Source organism: Thalassospira profundimaris (assembly GCF_003326755.1).
GTDB lineage: Bacteria > Pseudomonadota > Alphaproteobacteria > Rhodospirillales > Thalassospiraceae > Thalassospira > Thalassospira profundimaris_B.
The window spans coordinates 183243-199653 of record NZ_JPWH01000007.1 but is presented as its reverse complement, the minus strand read 5'-3'; the positions used below and the strand labels follow the sequence as shown (position 1 = coordinate 199653).

Genomic DNA, 16411 nt, shown 5'->3' with positions numbered 1-16411 from the left:
TTCTCACTTTTACTCTCCCGGAAGGCGGGCAACGGTGTTTTGACGCATCATGGCGATACGCACGGTGGCCGTTATCCCCAGCCCGATAAAATAGATGAAGGCGACAAAGAAATAGATTTTCGACAAGCCGACAGACTGGCTAAACAGGCCCCCAAGGGCGATGCCGGTGATAGAGGCAAATTGCGAACTGCTTTGCGCAATTCCCAATACATGTCCCTGGTGGTTTTCGCCTGCCGCGCGCGAGATCAGGGCGGTCAGGACCGGGGTGGTTGCGCCGAGCAAAACACCCCAGGAAAAATACATTACGGTAAATACCGGGACCGAGCGGGTTAAACCGGCCACCAGTGTTACAATAACGCACCCGGCAATGATGGCGCACATCCGGGCCAAAACATCGCCCATATCGCGATTTTCAAAATGACGCGCCCAAAACGATGCCGAAACGACAAACCCCATCGCCAACAGACCGTAACACAGGCCAACAAGCCAGTTTCCGACATCAAAAGTTGACAGCACGTAAATCGAGAACGGGGATTGCGTAACCATACGCGCCATTAACAACACCCCCAAAATCGTCAATAGAGACAGGATTTGCGGAGATCGCAAAACGCTAAGGGAGGCAGCAGGTGCGTTGGAGGGGGTGTTTTTTGCCGTTGTCGTCTTTGTTGGTGCCGTGTCGTGGCGACGGGCTGCGCTAACCGTGGGCAGTAAAATGGCAACCGCACCGATACAACCGACACACATCAGACCAGCGGAAAAATTGATCCAGAAAAACGCGGCGTGATCCAGGATCACCCCGCCTATGAGCGCGCCAAGCAACGAGCCAAGATTGGTGGAAACCTGCAAATAGGCAAACAGTTTTGCCCGGCGGGCCGGGTTTTCAATGCTGACACCATAGGCCTGGGCGGGGGCAATATATCCGGCACACGCCCCTTGCAGGAACCGCAACAGCAAAATGACAAAAACATCATTGGACCATGCCAGGGCAAGTTGCGTAATCGCCAGTCCGGCCAGAGCACGGATCATCATTGCCTTGTGACCATAACGGTCGCCCAAACGGCCCCAAAATGTGCTGGTCAGCATAATGCCCAGCATCGGGCCAACATAAACACCGATGCTGGCGATGGTGAATATCTGATCGGAGCCTGCCAAAGCACGCAAATGAACGGGCCAAAACGGCCCGCTCATTTCCATTGCGCCCATCGAGACAAGCTGAATGATGAACAGAATGTGTATTTTCCAGCGGAGGGGAATCCGCGCATGAACCGGCATCATCACGCGTTATCTGCCCCACTTGCCATCGGGTTGGGTAATTGATGCTGAATGCGGTAATCCGCATATTTTTGCAGGTGCATCCGCAAGACCGACCGGGTTGACCAGCCCTGCTCCAGAAACTGGTCTTTTTCCTGTTGCCAGAAATCGGCATCCGCGATCCGGTCACGCAACGCGTCAAACGCGCCTTTGGTTTCCTGTGCCATCACGCGCCAGAGAACATCATCCACCAGCCCGTAATGCCGGGTTAAAACCTGTGCGACTTCGTGCAAATGACAGACAAAACAGGCATCAATGACAAAGGAACGCACTGGTTCGATGTCATCATCAAAGATGGTCGGCAAAATCCCCTTGTAATAATAGGACTTCAGGTCATAGCCGCGTTCATTAAGCAAGGGCCGATAGGCGCGACCATCACCAAAATCACGAATGAGCATCCGCACCGGTTTGCCTGCCGGATCAAACAGAATGGAGGTATTTTGCTGATGGGCTTCCAGAGTAACGCCATAGAGCATATACATCCGAATAACCGGCAGAATAACGACCTTCGCATAGTCCCTGAAAAAGGCAACAACATCGGCGGGCTTTGCCATGCCGGAAGGCCCATCGATCAATTCGGCAATCAGGGGACGATCCCCCGAAGGCGCACGGGTTAATAATGATGCGACCGTTACCGGCAACAAATTGTCTTTCCGGTCCAGTTTGCCATTGGTTGTGCGGAAAATGACCGAGAGGTGCTTGCCTTCGGCATCATCCTGGCGCTCGGCATGTTTGTAATGAATGCCCACATCCTCGGTAAACATTTCAAGGGTTTTATCAAACCCGTTTTCATCGGCCAGGATCTGGCGGATGACGGTGCTGAAACGCGGCCCCATATGAATGGATTTGGCCTGCAAGGTGCGCATTTCGCTGGTCAGCCAGATGGCAACCGGCAGCTTGATGAAGGGGGTGGATTCACCCTCGACCGGCAGCATGGTCCTAAAGGACATGCTGGGGCGGGTTGCAATATCCGGCCCGGCAAGGCGTAAAATGCCGTCTTCTATCTCGGCGCGGAAATGCGATTTGACATGATTTTCCATATGCCAGGCATGAATGGGCAATGGCAGCCAGTTTTCAACGTTTTCGCCATCCGCGCGCAGTATGTCGCACCATTCGTCCCAGGTTTCCGGGTAGTTTTGCGCAAACCAGTCATGGATATTATCAATCCCGGCCATACATTCGAGATGCGCCATATCGCGTCGCAAGGCTGCCAGCCGTACCGGCACAATGGCTGAAAACTCCGGCGACAGGCTGATCACTTCCTGCACATCCAAATTGGGTTTGGTTTTCCAGGTCGGATAAAACGGGTGTCCTTCCAGCGAGCCCCACTGATCAAGCAGAATGGCTGCATCGCGCACCGAATAAGCCTGCCGGAGATACTCAATCAGGCCGCCTGCGTGATGATCCTTGATGGCCTGTTGTAACTGGTCATTCCAGTCTTTGCGAAAGGCACGGGCCAGCACATCGTTATCGATACTGTTGGCAATGTCCCGCTTCAGGTTTTCCGCCCCGCTATCGGCGGGGTCAAAGTCAAAACAGGGCAGTAAAAGATCAATCAGATCGGCGACTGTGGACACTGCATGCCTGCGGCCATCTTCATGAATCACGGCAATATCACCATGATTGGTAAATGTACTGGCCGGTGACTTTTGCAAATCATCAAAGCACAGCAGGCATTTTTGCTCCCAGATCGGGAAAATGGCGGCGTGATGGTTTCCGATAAACACCAGTTTGCCGGGATCGAGGATATTTTCGGCAAACAGGCAGCGGATCACGCGGCGCATTGCATTACGTTGGGCTAAGTTAAATGCGCCGGGAACAACCGATAAACTGGAACCGGTATTCGGGGCGAAATGAATGGGAAGGTTCTGATTCATAACGTAGGTCTTTCCGTCGGCCAGTGTTGTGGGAAATAGTCAAGAGACGAGCGCTTCAAACCGCCCATATGGTTGACACACCAGCTAAAAATCTCTTGGATATGCGGCAGTGGGACAGCCATGCGCCGACCCATTTCAACAAGCAGCGCCAGGCCAAATGCCACATCCTCGTGAAAGGCACGGCTTTGCCGGTCCATAACCCAGCCCTTGCCGCTTTCATCGGCAACCAGCGGGGCCTGAATGCCGTCATAGGCGCGGTTGGTTGTCAGCACGCTCCACATCGTGCGTGCATCCCTGATCTGACTTCCATAAGCATCGGCAATCTCATGCTTTAGCGGGCGCACAGAGGACAGATCAACTTCAAGGTCACGGGCGATCTTGCGACACAGCGCCTGGCTTTCGGCATCGCAGCGTTCCAGGAAATAGGCCCCGATTTCGGGGCAGTCGGACCACCAGCACAGGGGTTCGTCAAAGGCCCGGTCATGCCATTGTCCATAAGGCCCGATCAGCCCGTAAATAACCGAACTGTGCATGATCGGATTGCCCGGTGTTAGGGTGATTTCAAGGAAACTTTGCAGAAGTTCGACCGGGCATTGATAGAGACGTTGCAAATATTGCTGCAATATAACGCCGTCCCCCGTGTTCTCCCGGTCATGCAATGCGATATGCAAAACGCTTTTTGCCCCGCCCATGCGAACGGACTGACCGGGTGTCAGATCAAAGGCGGTGTGAGGCACGTCTTTCATGCCCCAAATCACGATATTATCCCGCCCCTCCAGCACATTTTCCGCCAGCCAGTCAAACCCGCAAAAACCGGGAATGGCGCCCAGAAACACCTTTTTGTCCGTCGGCAGGAAGTCGACCATTTCCTGCAACGCCGCCAGCCGCACATGGGCGGGCTGTGTCATCACCACAATATCGGCATCATGCAGTACATCACCGGCATGGCAACTGACACCATCCAGCCGGGCCGAGAGTGTGCCGCCATCCGGCAGCAGGGCGGTTAAATCATTGCCCGCCTGATAAAGGGCAACAATATCGCGATTACGTGTCAACAGCCGAACCTCGACATCGGCAAGCTGTTTGAACAAAATCGCGTTCAAATGCCCGGTACGCCCGCCACCACAAATCACAACACGCAACGGTTTCGCCATATTCGTCATCAGGCAACCCCCGTGCCGAAATGGTGCGATTGCGACGTCAGACCCGAAACGGACTGGTTATGTCGAACCGGAGCACCATATAAACGATCCAGGCCAATTTCGGCATTATGCAGCCAGCTTTCGGGGAAAATATGCCGTGTGGTTTTGGCCGGATAAAGCCGCCTTTCGCGGGCGCGGATGCGAATATCATCCGGGGTCACGGCAATGTCGTCCCGCCGGGACGTTACCGGCACCGAATGGTAATCCGCCAGCAGGCAGGGCACATAGGCAAGCCCCGCTGCCAGGGCCACGGACAGGCGATGATGCCCGTCCATGACAATCAGGTCTTCCCATTCAACAATAACGGGGCTGGTCCAGATACCGGCGGTTTCGATCTTTTGCCGCAAATTGCGGGCATGGTCGCCGTCATGTTCTTCATGGGCGCGCAAACGATGCGGATTGATCAGCACAACCGGATGCTTGCAGGATGGCAGATTGATCATGCAACCTCCTCAAACAATTCAGCATCGGTTTTGTAAGGATGGTGAACCGGCATCCATTCGGCCATTTGCTGCCAGACAGCCGAGCTTAAAAGATCGCGTTCGGCCAGCCAGTCGCGGTTAAACACGCTGTGCAGATATTTTTCGCCGCCATCGGCCACCGAACAGACAACCGTGCCGCTGATCCGGCCGCTATGAAGGTATTCAAGGGCGGTATAAATCGCCCCGCCAGACGACCCGCCAATCAAAAGGCCGGTATTTTCGGCAATGTAGCGCGCGGTCTCGAAAGCCTCGGCATCGCCCACCTGGGTACCGATATCAATAACGTCATAATCCAGGATAAGGCCGACTTCGTCGCCCTTGGGCGTTCCCGTGCCCGACTGATAATAGGGGTGGCCCGGCTGACCAAAAATGATGGAGCCCTTGGGCTCAACCCCAATGGTGACAATATCGGCATTATGCTGTTTCAAATATTTGGCAATGCCGCTTAAAGATCCGCCAGTGCCGGTACAGCCACAAAAGGCATCAACCTTGCCGTCCGTCTGGACCAACAGTTCCTCGACAAATCCCTTATATCCTTCGGGGTTTGCCGGATTGTCCGACTGGTTCATAAAAATGGCACCGGGAATTTCGGTGGCAAGGCGCGCGGCTGTTTGCTGGCGTTCAACAACGGCCACTTCGTCTTCGGCGTAATCGCCTTCAACAAATTTCAGCTCCGCCCCCAGCGCGCGCATCACGGCAAGTTTGTCGGGGGCGGCGTGATGATCAACAACCGCAATAAATCGAAACCCCATTTCAGCGGCCACAATCGCCAGGCCAATGCCGGTATTGCCCGAGGAGGATTCAACAATCGTGCCGCCCTTGCCCAAACGGCCATCGCGGATTGCAGCCAGAACCATGCTGCGCGCCATGCGGTCTTTCATGCTGCCGCCGGGATTATTCTTTTCAATTTTCAGCAAAAACCGGGCGTTGGGGGCCGCAACAGGCAGTTCCAGAAGCGGGGTATTGCCAATCAGGCTGCTTACCTTGTCATAAATCATTGTCATGCTCCGTGGGTCTTGGCGGCGCGCGCGGCGCTATCGATGTGAACGCTTGTCAGATCGGCATCAAGCGAGATGCGGCATGGCATGGGCACCCGGTGGAATTCATTTTCCAAAAGGTCCATCTGGTATCCGGCGGTATTGCCATAAACAAGAAGATCGCCCGTTTGCGGCATGCGGGAAAACGCGATCAGGCGGTTGGACAAAACGTCCTCCTCGAGGCAGCTATGCCCGGCAAGATAGGCCTGGGTCGGGCGGTGGTTTTCCCGGTGTGCTGCGGATTGACGCGACGGGACCAAGACCGGATCAATCAGAAATTCCGAGGCAAACCAGGTTTCACACGCGCTAAAACTGCTGCCCTCGACAAAGATGACATGGTGCCCGCCCTCAAGTTCCTTGACCCGGCTGATGCGAAAAACGGAAATCGCGGTTTGATCAGCCAGGCTGCGCCCCGGTTCGATCCCGAGCGTAATGGCCTGATTTCGCAAATAGTCGGCAATGGTTTGATCCGTCTCGCCTTTTGCCGACAGAAATGTTTCCATCCAGCCTGCGGCATCCATTTTATGGCCATAGGGATAAAAACTGGCGGGAAGAACGGCATTGCGATAATGCCCGGCATCCTGCCGTGCCAGAAAGGCGTCATAAATTTCAGCATCCACATAGCGCACCGGCAAGCCGCCGCCGATATCGATCATGGAGACCACAAGGCCCAAATCACGGGCAGCCTCAACCCAGCGGGTCAATTCCCAAAAGGCGGCAATGCGGGTTTCCGGCGCGTAGCCGCCCAAATGGAAATGGAAACCTTCAAAGGCAAAATCGTCATTGTGCCGGGCAATGATCTCCAGACAGGACGGCATATTTTGCGCCGCAATACCAAACCGGCTTTTTGCCGCACCATCTGGCCGGTATCGCAGAATGATCCGCGCCTTTCGCCCATGATCCCGCCCTGTCAAAAGGCGGACCAGATCCTCAAGCTCCTCGCGGGAATCAACTGAAATCAGCGCCTGTTGATCGATCAGTTCCTTATGGAAATCCGGTGTTTTGGCGGGCCCGGATGCGCAAATTTCCTGCCCGGCGCACCCGGCATCAAGCGCATCGCGCAATTCATAGCGGCTGGAAACATCAATTCCCAAACCCGCCGTTACCGCCTCACGAACAAGCGATTGCGACTTATTCACTTTGACGGCGTAAAAAATTTTGCCGCTAACGGCGTGGTGCTCAATCGTGTTGCGCAGGCACGACAAATTGTCATTCAGGATGGAGGGAACAACAATGTTCAAGGGCGATCCGTAACAGTCAACCCAGTGAAACAGTCGTTCCTGATGATAGTCCAGCAACCTTGAAATCTGAGGGTGCAGGATCGGTGGTAAAGACAAATCGTTTGCTGACAGCAAACCTGGCCTGGAGATATGTGTCATTGATGTATTCCCGATAAGCCATGTGAAGGTTTATTGCTGATAATGCGTGTCCCAAATCAGTCGTTAAGTGCCAGGAAGCAGAGCCGTGAAGATTATTGCGCTCGCATTTATGCGGCTCTGCTTCCCGATTGCTCGTCAGAAGTCTGCGGTTAATGACACCAGGGCGGTACGCGGTGCACCCTGTGAAATCATGGAAAACTCATTCACGCCCGACCAATAGGATTCATTGGTGACGTTCTGGATGGTCGCACGCACCGTTACCGGCGTTTCGGAAATGGTGGTTTTATAGCGCAGCCCCAGATCCAGTGTGGTCCAGTCCGGAATGTCCTGGGTGTTTTCGGTATCGATATATTGCTCGGCGGTATGGGTAATTGTGCCGCTTAATGTCAGCCCCGGTGCAAAGGGGGTGTCCCATTCGGCCGTCAGATTGGCCTGCATTTTCGGTGTTCCCACCGGGCGGTTGCCCTGGGTTGTGCTGCTGTTGGTTTTGGTAAGTTCCGCATCCAGGAACATGACACCTGCCAGCAGGCGCACATCTGGCGTGACTTCCCCAAAAACATTCAGTTCCAACCCGCGATTGCGCTGTTCGGCATCGGAATTGTAAACATTGTTAACCGTCTGTCCCGATGGTTTGGTGATTTGAAACAAAGCAGCACTGCCACCAATTGTTCCAAAGTCAAGTTTGATGCCAGTTTCAATCTGTTTGGCTACATAGGGGGCCATTGCTTCGCCAGCATTTGACGCCGAACTTGGTGCGATATCGCCTTTGCTCAGACCTTCCAGATAATTGGCATAGACCGACATATAATCTGTCGGTTTTACGACAAGACCGACCATTGGCGTGATGACACTGTCATTGTAATGCGCGGTTTTAGCCCCGGTTGTTGCGCTGAAATTGTTTGTTTCAATCGACTGATGCCGCCCGCCGAGCGTCAACTTCACCTGGTCCTGCCAAACCGACAGGGTATCGGCGATGGCAATGCCTCTCAGATCCGTTTCGGAAAGTTTCGGCTTTGAAGTTGGGGCGGCAACAAATATCGGCGGAACCGACGATGGATTGTAAATATTGGATGCCGGATCAGTGGTCGAATAGATCGCCCCGCGATAGAAAGTATCGGCGTAATAGCTGGTCGAGACTGTTGCTTCGTGATCAATCGACCCAGTACTGAAATCACCCCTTAATCCGGCATTTGCTGTAAAACGGTTGGTCTGAAAACGCATGTAGGACAATGAATCGTCATCAATATCGCCCGCACTGTTGGTAATAATCGGATAGCCGAACAAACGGTCCACTTTGGTGCGACCACCCCCAACACCGCCAAACAGGGTCAGGTTATCGGCAAGGTCATATTCGCCTTTCAGCATGGCGGACTGATCGGTCGTATCCGACCATTGCCAGTCCTGAACGGCATTTTTACTGCCATCGGGGGCGGAGGGCATGGTCACACCAGAAGCCAGGCGATATTCACGGAACGGCGCATCCATATTTTCACGCTGGTCAATCAGGTCCAACGACAGACGGAGGTCTTCCCCCCTGTAATCCAGGGCCAGGGCCCCCAGTGTTGCCTCGCGCGACTGTTTGTCCAGATAGGTATCGCCGTTATGGTAGCCGCCATTAAATCGGATACCGAACTGCTTTTCCTTGCCAAAGCGGCGGCTGAAATCAACGTTGCCGCCCGCCTGTTCACCCAGCCCGTAATCAACACTGACCCGGTTAAGGTCTTTGTCTTCGGCACGCTTGGGCACGATATTGATGACACCGCCAACACCGCCATTGGGCGACATGCCATTGAGCAAGGCGGCCGGGCCTTTCAAAACTTCAATACGCTCGGCAAAGCCTGCCTGCACACGATAGTTCGGTGCCACCCCATAGGCACCATCCATCGAGATTTCGCCCGAATTGCCGGTATTCATGTTAAAGCCGCGAATTTGGTAGGTATCGAGCATACCCCCGCCGCTATTGGGCGCACGGACAGAGGGATCATTTTTCACAACATCGGCGATGGTTTGCGCCTGCTGATCCGCGACTTTTTCACTGGTATAGCTGGTGATGCTGACCGGGGCATCCATGATGTCGGTATTGCCCAGCATGCCAAGATTGCCGCCACTGGCAACCATGCCGCCGGCATAGGCTGGCGACAATCCATCCTGTTCCCGGGTGGCTTCAATACGAACAGGATCAAGAGTTGTCACACCGCTGTTGGCGGCATTGCCGGACGGCTTGACGATGACAAGCGCGTTATCCCCCGTCGTCCGGTAAGAAAAACCCGTTCCCTTAAGCAAAATATCGAGCGCCTGCATCGGCGACATCGTGCCGCGGATAACCCGGGCGGTTTCAAGGGGCGGCAATGTTACTGTATAGGCAATCCGCCAGCCAGAGGTCGCACCGATTTCGGCAATCCCCTGGGCCAGCGACTGTGCGGTTATGTCAAAGGAATACTGAGCCCGTTCAACACCTTGTGTCGTCCCCCCTGTTTGCGGATAGGCCGCTGCCGGTATCAGCAGGGCGGTGGAAAACAAAAGTTTCGCCGCAAAGGCATTCATCCGTTTTTTGGTCTTGTTCGGTCTCAATTTCCCGCTCCAGTTTTATTGTCTTCAAAAGCAGGTCCCCCCTGCTCCTGATTAGACAAACGAACGGGTGATAAAACTCCTCACATCCCTTCTGCAATTTTTTGCGAATTTTTCGCAATCTCAATAAACCACAGTCATCCAGGGTGAAATCCGGACCACTTTTGCGTCCAGTGCGGCCGCCATTGTTTGCAGTGATGCCGGGATGTTGGCCGTTGTAAAGGTGCCGGAAATTTTTTTGTCGGCCAGAGCGCCCATGACGACAATGCGGTCATTTTCATAGCGGGCAAATTGCGCCACCAAATCCGCAACCCGCACATCTTCAACACTCAACCGGCCCTTTAACCACGACAACGCCCATATCGGGTCGACCTTGCGGGGCGTTTTCAGACCGCCATCCAAAACCGACACCTGTTGACCGGGGCCAATTTCGACATTGTTGTTTTTTTGCCAACCGGCGACCTGTACCCGCCCTTCCTCAACGGTAACAACCGTTCCGGCGTTCAGATGTTCGACACCAAACCGCGTTCCGACCACCCGAACCGACGCCTCGCCCGATGTCACGGTGAAAGGATCGCCATGACGCGACACAACATTAAAAAACGCCTGCCCGCGCAACAGTTCGATGCTGCGGCGTCCACCGTCAAAATCTGTCGTTACCGCACTATTGGCCGCCAGAATGACGGCTGATCCATCGGGTAGCTGAAAACGGCTGGTAACATCGGGGCCCGCAACAATATCGGCCCGCAGATTTTGCAAAAGCCACGGATTGCCTGACCACACCGCACATAAAGCAACCAAAATAACGGCAAAAGCCATCCCGATCGTAACGGGACGCGAAAACGGACCCGCTATCATATGCCAGACTGTGCGACGCTGTTTTGCCAGCCGTTTGGCCGGTTGTTCAAGCTGCCCCCACAATTGACGCATTTCCTCAAAGGCAATCCGGTTGCCTTTGTCGGCATTCAGCCAGGATTCAAATTCCGCCTGGCGGCGGGGTGACATTGACCCGCCCGCCTGGCGGGCACACCAGAGGGCAGCATCGTCTTTTTGCTGGTCGGTCAATTCGGTATGATGCGACATCGCCTCTGACTATTCCCTTCCCGCGGCCAACGGCCACCCCAATCACGTACCCAAAAAAAGTCCCTATAGGTCATAACGATTGAGACGGAAAATATCCTCATATTTTGTGCGGAAAAGATTAATCACGGTCAATATGCGCCGCAAGGCGTTCCTGGCAATGCCGTATGGTGCGGGCCAGCTGTTTTTCGACAGCACTTACGGAAATATCATATTTTTTGGCAAGTTTGGCATTGGAAATGCCATCAACGCGATGTGCCAGAAACATTTCCCGCGCCCGGGGCGAGAGTTCCAGCAAAGCCTGATCAAGCGCGCCCAGGGCCTGTCGGGCTTCGGCATGATCCTGCGGGGAATGGGTTTCCTGCTGTTCCCAAAGCTGGCTTGGCAACAGGCTTTCCATTGACCGGCTGTGATTTCGGATGGACCGGTGATGATCGATCACCGCATTGCGGACGGCAGTGTACAAAACCTTGATATTTTCGTCCCTGCTACCAACACTGCCATGCTGCATCATGCGTAAATACACATCCTGCACCAGTTCTGCGGCCACTTCCCGGTCCTGCATGCGACGAACAGCCATCGACAGCAACCTGCTTCGGTGCTGCTCGAACAAAGATGCGAGCGTTCTGGCCCAGAATTTCATTCTCAATAACTACCTGATGGCACGCAACCGGGTGACATGGCACAGCACCGCGAAAATCGCACAGATGCAACCAAAACCGGGCGCAAACTACCAGTAATGATAATGATTTTCAATATTAAGAATTGTGATTTTTCATCCTGCCTCATCAACAAATTTCAAAGGCTTGTCCGGATTTTTAAATCCCCTGCGGAGAGGGCTGTTGCGTGATCACTGTTACCACCCCTCAAGAGCTAACCAAGCCCGGAAGTTTGGCGACGATTGAATTGTACGGACGACATGAATGACAACCCGATCATGCTGGCACCGATCAAACCTGTGACCAATTCGGGAATTTCGGTCAGGGTTTGGACAAACATAATCAGTGCAAGGGCCAGAATGGAATAGAACGCCCCGTGCTCCAGATAGCGAAATTCGGTGAGCGTTTGGCGTTCAACCAGCATGATCGTCATGGACCGCACGTAAAATGCGCCGATGCCCAGACCAATCGCAATCAAAAACAGGTTTTGCGTCAGGGCAAATGCTCCAATGACACCATCAAAACTAAAAGAGGCATCCAGCACTTCCAGATACAAAAATGCGCCAAAACCGCCTGCACGCGCCAGGCTTTTCATTTCCGATGTCCGGTCCAGTATCTCGCCCAGGGCCTCTATGGCGATATGCACCACCAGCCCGGAAATTGCCGCTACCAGAAAAGTGGCTTTATCCTGATCGGGTAACGCCAGCGAAAAGGCAAGGATGATCGACAGCGCCACACCATAGGCAATACCACGCACCGAGGCACAGCGACGCATTTTGTCTTCCAGGCCCTTGAGCCAGTCAACTTCCTTGTCCTCGTCGATAAAATAACCCAGCGCAACCATCATTAAAAATGCACCGCCAAACCCGGCAATTGACAAATGGGCATGTTCCATCAGCCTGGCATATTCCGCCGGGTCACTGATTGCCAGATGCACGGCATCAATCGGGCCAATCGCGGCTGAGATGGCAACCACGGCCAACGGAAAAACAATGCGCATGCCAAAAACGGCAATCACAATGCCCCAGGTCAGAAATCGCCGCTGCCACACCGGCTGCATGGTTTTCAGAATATTGGCATTCACAATGGCATTGTCGAAAGACAACGATATTTCCAGAATGGCCAGAATGGCTGCAAGCAGGAAAAACGACAGGCCCCCGTTTACCGTGCCGGTATAGCCCCAGCCCAGCCAGAAGGCCCCCGACAGGCCCAGCACCGTAAAGCCAAAGGCCCATTTGAAATATTTTAACATGCTTGAAATCCCGAAAATTCTGGGTGAGGGGTATGGTGCCATCGAGGGACGACGGGTCAGGCGTCTACCAGTTCCTTGCGTTCTGCCCGGCGTTTTGCCTGGACCTCTGGATCGGGGTCAAGGCCCGAGGCCAGAAGGGTCTTGGTATACAGGCTTTTCGGATTTTCAAAAATCTCGCGCGTCGTACCCTTTTCAACAACCGCACCGGACTGCATGACCAGAACATGATCGGCAAAATCGCGCACAACAGGCAGATCATGGGCAATGAAAATAAAAGCAATACCCAGATCACGCCGCAAACGATCCAGCAATGCAATGACCTGTGCCTGAATGGAAACATCCAGTGCGGAAACGGCTTCGTCGCAAACAATCAATTTGGGTTCCAGCGCCAGGGCCCTGGCAATCGCAATACGCTGGCGCTGCCCGCCTGAAAACTGGTGCGGATAGCGCCTTGCATGGTCCGGCAACAACCCCACCTGTGTCAGCAATTCCGCAACCCGTGTCCGCCATTGCGCCCTGGGCACCACATCCTTGTGAATGCGCCAGGCTTCCGAGATAACCTCGAAAATGGTCATGCGCGGGTTCAGAGACTGGGTGGGATCCTGAAACACCATCTGAATATCACGCCGGACCGGGCGCATTTCCTTCAAGCTCATGGCAAAAAGATCACGGCCATTCCATGTCGCCTGCCCCGCCGTTGGCTCGATCAGACGCACCAGGGTTTTAACCAGGGTTGACTTGCCAGACCCGCTTTCACCAACGATGGCAACTGTTTCACCAGGGAAAACCGTTAAATCAACCCCTTTCAGGGCCTGAAAACTGCCAAATGCCTTTTCAACCCCTTTCATCTCCAGCAGGGGTTTGCCCTGGCTGTTGCCATCGCGCATCTCCCCTTTTCCGGGGGCCGCGGCAATCAAACGGCGGGTATAGGGATCCCGCGGGTTATGATAGACCTCGCTGGCGGGGCCGGTTTCGACAATCTCGCCCCGGTTCATCACCACCACCCGATCCGCCGTTTCGGCCACCACACCCAGATCATGGGTAATCAGCAGCAAACCCATGCCGGTTTCAGCCTGCAATTCCTCCAGCAGGGCCAGCACTTCCGCCTGAACGGTCACATCTAGCGCGGTGGTTGGTTCGTCAGCAATCAGGATGTCGGGTTTTAATGCCAGGGCCATCGCAATCATGATGCGTTGGCGCTGCCCGCCGGAAAACTGATGCGGATATTTTTCCAGTGCCTGTTGCGGATTGGGCAAACCAACCCGCCGAACCAGGTCCAGTGCACGGGCATTCGCCTCGGCCGGGTCTTTGCCATGCACGCGCATGGTTTCGGCAATTTGCCACCCCACCGGATAAACCGGATTAAGATGGGATAACGGATCCTGAAAAATCATGGCAATGCGTTTGCCGTTAACCTGCCGCCGTTCTTCGGCTGTTTGTTGCAACAGGTCATTGCCGTCAAACAGGATTTCGCCGCTGGTAATTTCACCCGGTGGAATGTCGATCAAATTCATAATCGCGGATGCGGAAACCGATTTGCCCGATCCACTTTCCCCCAGAATGGCAAGGGTTTCACCGCGATCAAGATGCCAACTGACATTGCGCACCGCATCAACAATACCGGCAGCGGTATGAAACCTGACCGAAAGATTGCGCACTTCAAGAAGATGATCAGTCATTTGACTTTCCCCCGATTTCCAGACGCCAGCGTTGTACCGGGTCAAGCGCAATGCGCAGCCAGTTGGACAACAGATTAAGCGACAGCGTTGTCAGAATAATCGCCAGCCCGGGCCAGAAGGAAAGCCACCAGGCATGAACCAGATAGGACCGCCCCTGACTGACCATCAGGCCCCAGGTAATTTCGGGTGACTGAATGCCAATTCCCAAAAAAGACAGAGAGGATTCTGCGAGCATGACAAAGGCAAAATCCAGCGTGGCAATCGTCACGATGGTTGGCATGATAACCGGCAAAATATGGCAAAACACAATCCGGCCGGTTGATGCCCCCATCACCTGGGCGGCCTGGACAAACATGCGTTCGCGCACTTCCAGCACCTCGGCGCGCGACGTGCGCAAATAAACCGGAATCCGCGTAATCGCAAGAACCACAATCAGATTGCCTACAGACGGCGCAAAAACATACAGAACAATCACCGCCAGCAACAGAGACGGGAAAGACATGATCACGTCCGCCAGACGCATGATCGCTTCGCCAACCCGGCGCGAGGCGTAACCTGCAATCATGCCGAGCGCGGTACCAATAATCATGGAACAGGCAACAGCCCCCGACGCGACCATCATTGTATTTTGCGCTGCAACCACAATCCGGGCCAGCAAGGGTCGGCCAAGAGCATCCGCCCCCAAAATGAACAACCAGCCATTCGACCAGGAAAAAGGCGGCGCGTTACGCCCGCGCAAATTTTGATGTGACGCCGCATCCCCGAGCAAAAGCGGGCCAAAGACTGCACATAACACCATCAGCAAAATGAACAGTGCGGCACAAAGAGCGAATTTGTCGCGCCACAGCATACCCAGTAACCGCGCGACCGGATTTTTTTCATCTTCAGCCAGTACAGGTGTCTGGCTGCTTTCAACAGTTTCCGTCATGGACATTGGCCTAATACCGAATTCGCGGATCAAGGAAGAGATAGGCAACGTCAATCAGCAGATTCATGATGAAAATGGCCAGGGCCGTTACCATGATCGCGGCAAGAATGACGTTGAAATCGCGCTGCAGGATGGAATCAATCATCAGCTTTCCGACACCGGGAAACCCGAAAATCGTTTCGACGACAACCGCCCCGTTTAGCAAAGCCGCCGCCTGGTCGCCCATTACCGTGATGACAGGCAACATGGCATTCCGCAGGGTATGGACAAAAATGATCGGTGTATTTTTTACACCCTTGGCCTTTGCCGTTTTAACATAGGCCGACCCAAGAGCGGAGATCATGGAGCCACGAACAACCTGCAAAATCAGGCCAAACGGGCGGATAAACAAAACAGCAATTGGCAATATCCAGTGCGCAATGCTGCCCGTGCCCGATGTTGGCAACCAGCCAATATTGATGGAAAAGATCACGATGGCGACAATCGCAATCCAGAAATCCGGTGCCGAAGCCCCGATCAGGGACACAAGGGACACCAGCCGGTCAAACTTGCCGCCAACACGAAAGGCCGCAATTGACCCAAGGACAATGGCACAAAAGGCCACCAGCGCCATTGTCATGATGGCAAGCTGAAAGGTCCAGCCAAATGCCTCGATGACCACATCAATTGCCGGGCGTGCCTTGCGAATGGATTCCCCAAAATCCAGATGCGTCAGATCGACGATATAATGCCAAAACTGCAGCAATAGCGGATCATTCAATCCATGCAGTTCACGAAAATTTTCGCGCATGGCATCGGTGGCATCAATCGGCAAAAAAAGCGAGGTTGGATCCCCGGTCAGCCGGGAGAGGAAAAACACCAGGACAATCAAGCCCAGCAACGAAAACAGACTGGTTACAGCGCGCTGCCTGAACAATCGGGACAAAGAACTTCCCTCCGCTGAAATGCGGTGCCGGG

The 16411-nt window shown here is 54.1% G+C and carries 13 protein-coding genes; all 13 read right to left on the bottom strand.

The window, feature by feature from the left end; genetic code table 11:
- Positions 1-9 precede the first annotated feature (9 nt).
- Positions 10-1275: an MFS transporter gene (locus TH25_RS10515; protein WP_181847541.1), complete on the bottom strand. Its 1266-nt coding sequence runs from the start codon at positions 1273-1275 to the stop codon at positions 10-12.
- Positions 1275-3188: an IucA/IucC family protein gene (locus tag TH25_RS10510; RefSeq protein WP_114088381.1), complete on the bottom strand. Its 1914-nt coding sequence runs from the start codon at positions 3186-3188 to the stop codon at positions 1275-1277. Before TH25_RS10510 ends, TH25_RS10515 begins: the two co-directional genes overlap by 1 nt.
- Positions 3185-4351: an NAD/NADP-dependent octopine/nopaline dehydrogenase family protein gene (locus TH25_RS10505; RefSeq protein ID WP_181847539.1), complete on the bottom strand. Its 1167-nt coding sequence runs from the start codon at positions 4349-4351 to the stop codon at positions 3185-3187. Before TH25_RS10505 ends, TH25_RS10510 begins: the two co-directional genes overlap by 4 nt.
- Positions 4351-4833, bottom strand: coding sequence for a ParB N-terminal domain-containing protein (locus TH25_RS10500; RefSeq protein WP_114088380.1), 483 nt, complete (start codon positions 4831-4833; stop codon positions 4351-4353). Before TH25_RS10500 ends, TH25_RS10505 begins: the two co-directional genes overlap by 1 nt.
- The gene (locus tag TH25_RS10495) at positions 4830-5870 is read right to left on the bottom strand and encodes a PLP-dependent cysteine synthase family protein (protein WP_114088379.1); all 1041 of its coding nucleotides are present in this window, start codon (positions 5868-5870) and stop codon (positions 4830-4832) included. The genes TH25_RS10500 and TH25_RS10495 overlap by 4 nt, the downstream gene beginning before the upstream one ends.
- A 2-nt stretch (positions 5871-5872) precedes the next feature.
- Positions 5873-7150, bottom strand: coding sequence for a type III PLP-dependent enzyme domain-containing protein (locus TH25_RS10490; protein WP_220151385.1), 1278 nt, complete (start codon positions 7148-7150; stop codon positions 5873-5875).
- Positions 7151-7423: 273 nt separating this feature from the next.
- Complete coding sequence (locus TH25_RS10485; protein WP_258549111.1) at positions 7424-9859, bottom strand: TonB-dependent receptor; 2436 nt, start codon at positions 9857-9859, stop codon at positions 7424-7426.
- Between the two features lie 120 nt (positions 9860-9979).
- The gene (locus TH25_RS10480) at positions 9980-10939 is read right to left on the bottom strand and encodes a FecR family protein (RefSeq protein ID WP_114088376.1); all 960 of its coding nucleotides are present in this window, start codon (positions 10937-10939) and stop codon (positions 9980-9982) included.
- 118 nt (positions 10940-11057) lie between these two features.
- Entirely contained in the window at positions 11058-11579 is a 522-nt protein-coding gene (locus tag TH25_RS10475) for an RNA polymerase sigma factor (RefSeq protein ID WP_114088375.1), read from the bottom strand.
- Positions 11580-11809: 230 nt separating this feature from the next.
- Positions 11810-12847 (bottom strand): DUF475 domain-containing protein, encoded by a 1038-nt coding sequence (locus TH25_RS10470; RefSeq protein ID WP_114088374.1) that lies wholly within the window; start codon positions 12845-12847, stop codon positions 11810-11812.
- A 56-nt stretch (positions 12848-12903) separates the two neighbouring features.
- The gene (locus TH25_RS10465) at positions 12904-14526 is read right to left on the bottom strand and encodes an ABC transporter ATP-binding protein (protein ID WP_114088373.1); all 1623 of its coding nucleotides are present in this window, start codon (positions 14524-14526) and stop codon (positions 12904-12906) included.
- The gene (locus TH25_RS10460; RefSeq protein WP_114088419.1) at positions 14519-15454 is read right to left on the bottom strand and encodes an ABC transporter permease; all 936 of its coding nucleotides are present in this window, start codon (positions 15452-15454) and stop codon (positions 14519-14521) included. Before TH25_RS10460 ends, TH25_RS10465 begins: the two co-directional genes overlap by 8 nt.
- A 10-nt stretch (positions 15455-15464) precedes the next feature.
- Positions 15465-16379 (bottom strand): ABC transporter permease, encoded by a 915-nt coding sequence (locus TH25_RS10455; protein WP_114088372.1) that lies wholly within the window; start codon positions 16377-16379, stop codon positions 15465-15467.
- Positions 16380-16411: the final 32 nt, after the last annotated feature.

Excerpts from the sequence above, each read along its gene's own strand:
- TH25_RS10460 (WP_114088419.1), bottom strand. The coding sequence starts at position 15,454 with ATGACGGAAACTGTTGAAAGCAGCCAGACACCTGTACTGGCTGAAGAT.
- TH25_RS10465 (WP_114088373.1), bottom strand. The coding sequence starts at position 14,526 with ATGACTGATCATCTTCTTGAAGTGCGCAATCTTTCGGTCAGGTTTCAT.
- TH25_RS10480 (WP_114088376.1), bottom strand. The coding sequence starts at position 10,939 with ATGTCGCATCATACCGAATTGACCGACCAGCAAAAAGACGATGCTGCC.
- TH25_RS10505 (WP_181847539.1), bottom strand. The coding sequence starts at position 4,351 with ATGACGAATATGGCGAAACCGTTGCGTGTTGTGATTTGTGGTGGCGGG.
- TH25_RS10470 (WP_114088374.1), bottom strand. The coding sequence starts at position 12,847 with ATGTTAAAATATTTCAAATGGGCCTTTGGCTTTACGGTGCTGGGCCTG.
- TH25_RS10515 (WP_181847541.1), bottom strand. The coding sequence starts at position 1,275 with ATGATGCCGGTTCATGCGCGGATTCCCCTCCGCTGGAAAATACACATT.
- TH25_RS10495 (WP_114088379.1), bottom strand. The coding sequence starts at position 5,870 with ATGATTTATGACAAGGTAAGCAGCCTGATTGGCAATACCCCGCTTCTG.
- TH25_RS10510 (WP_114088381.1), bottom strand. The coding sequence starts at position 3,188 with ATGAATCAGAACCTTCCCATTCATTTCGCCCCGAATACCGGTTCCAGT.
- TH25_RS10475 (WP_114088375.1), bottom strand. The coding sequence starts at position 11,579 with ATGAAATTCTGGGCCAGAACGCTCGCATCTTTGTTCGAGCAGCACCGA.
- TH25_RS10500 (WP_114088380.1), bottom strand. The coding sequence starts at position 4,833 with ATGATCAATCTGCCATCCTGCAAGCATCCGGTTGTGCTGATCAATCCG.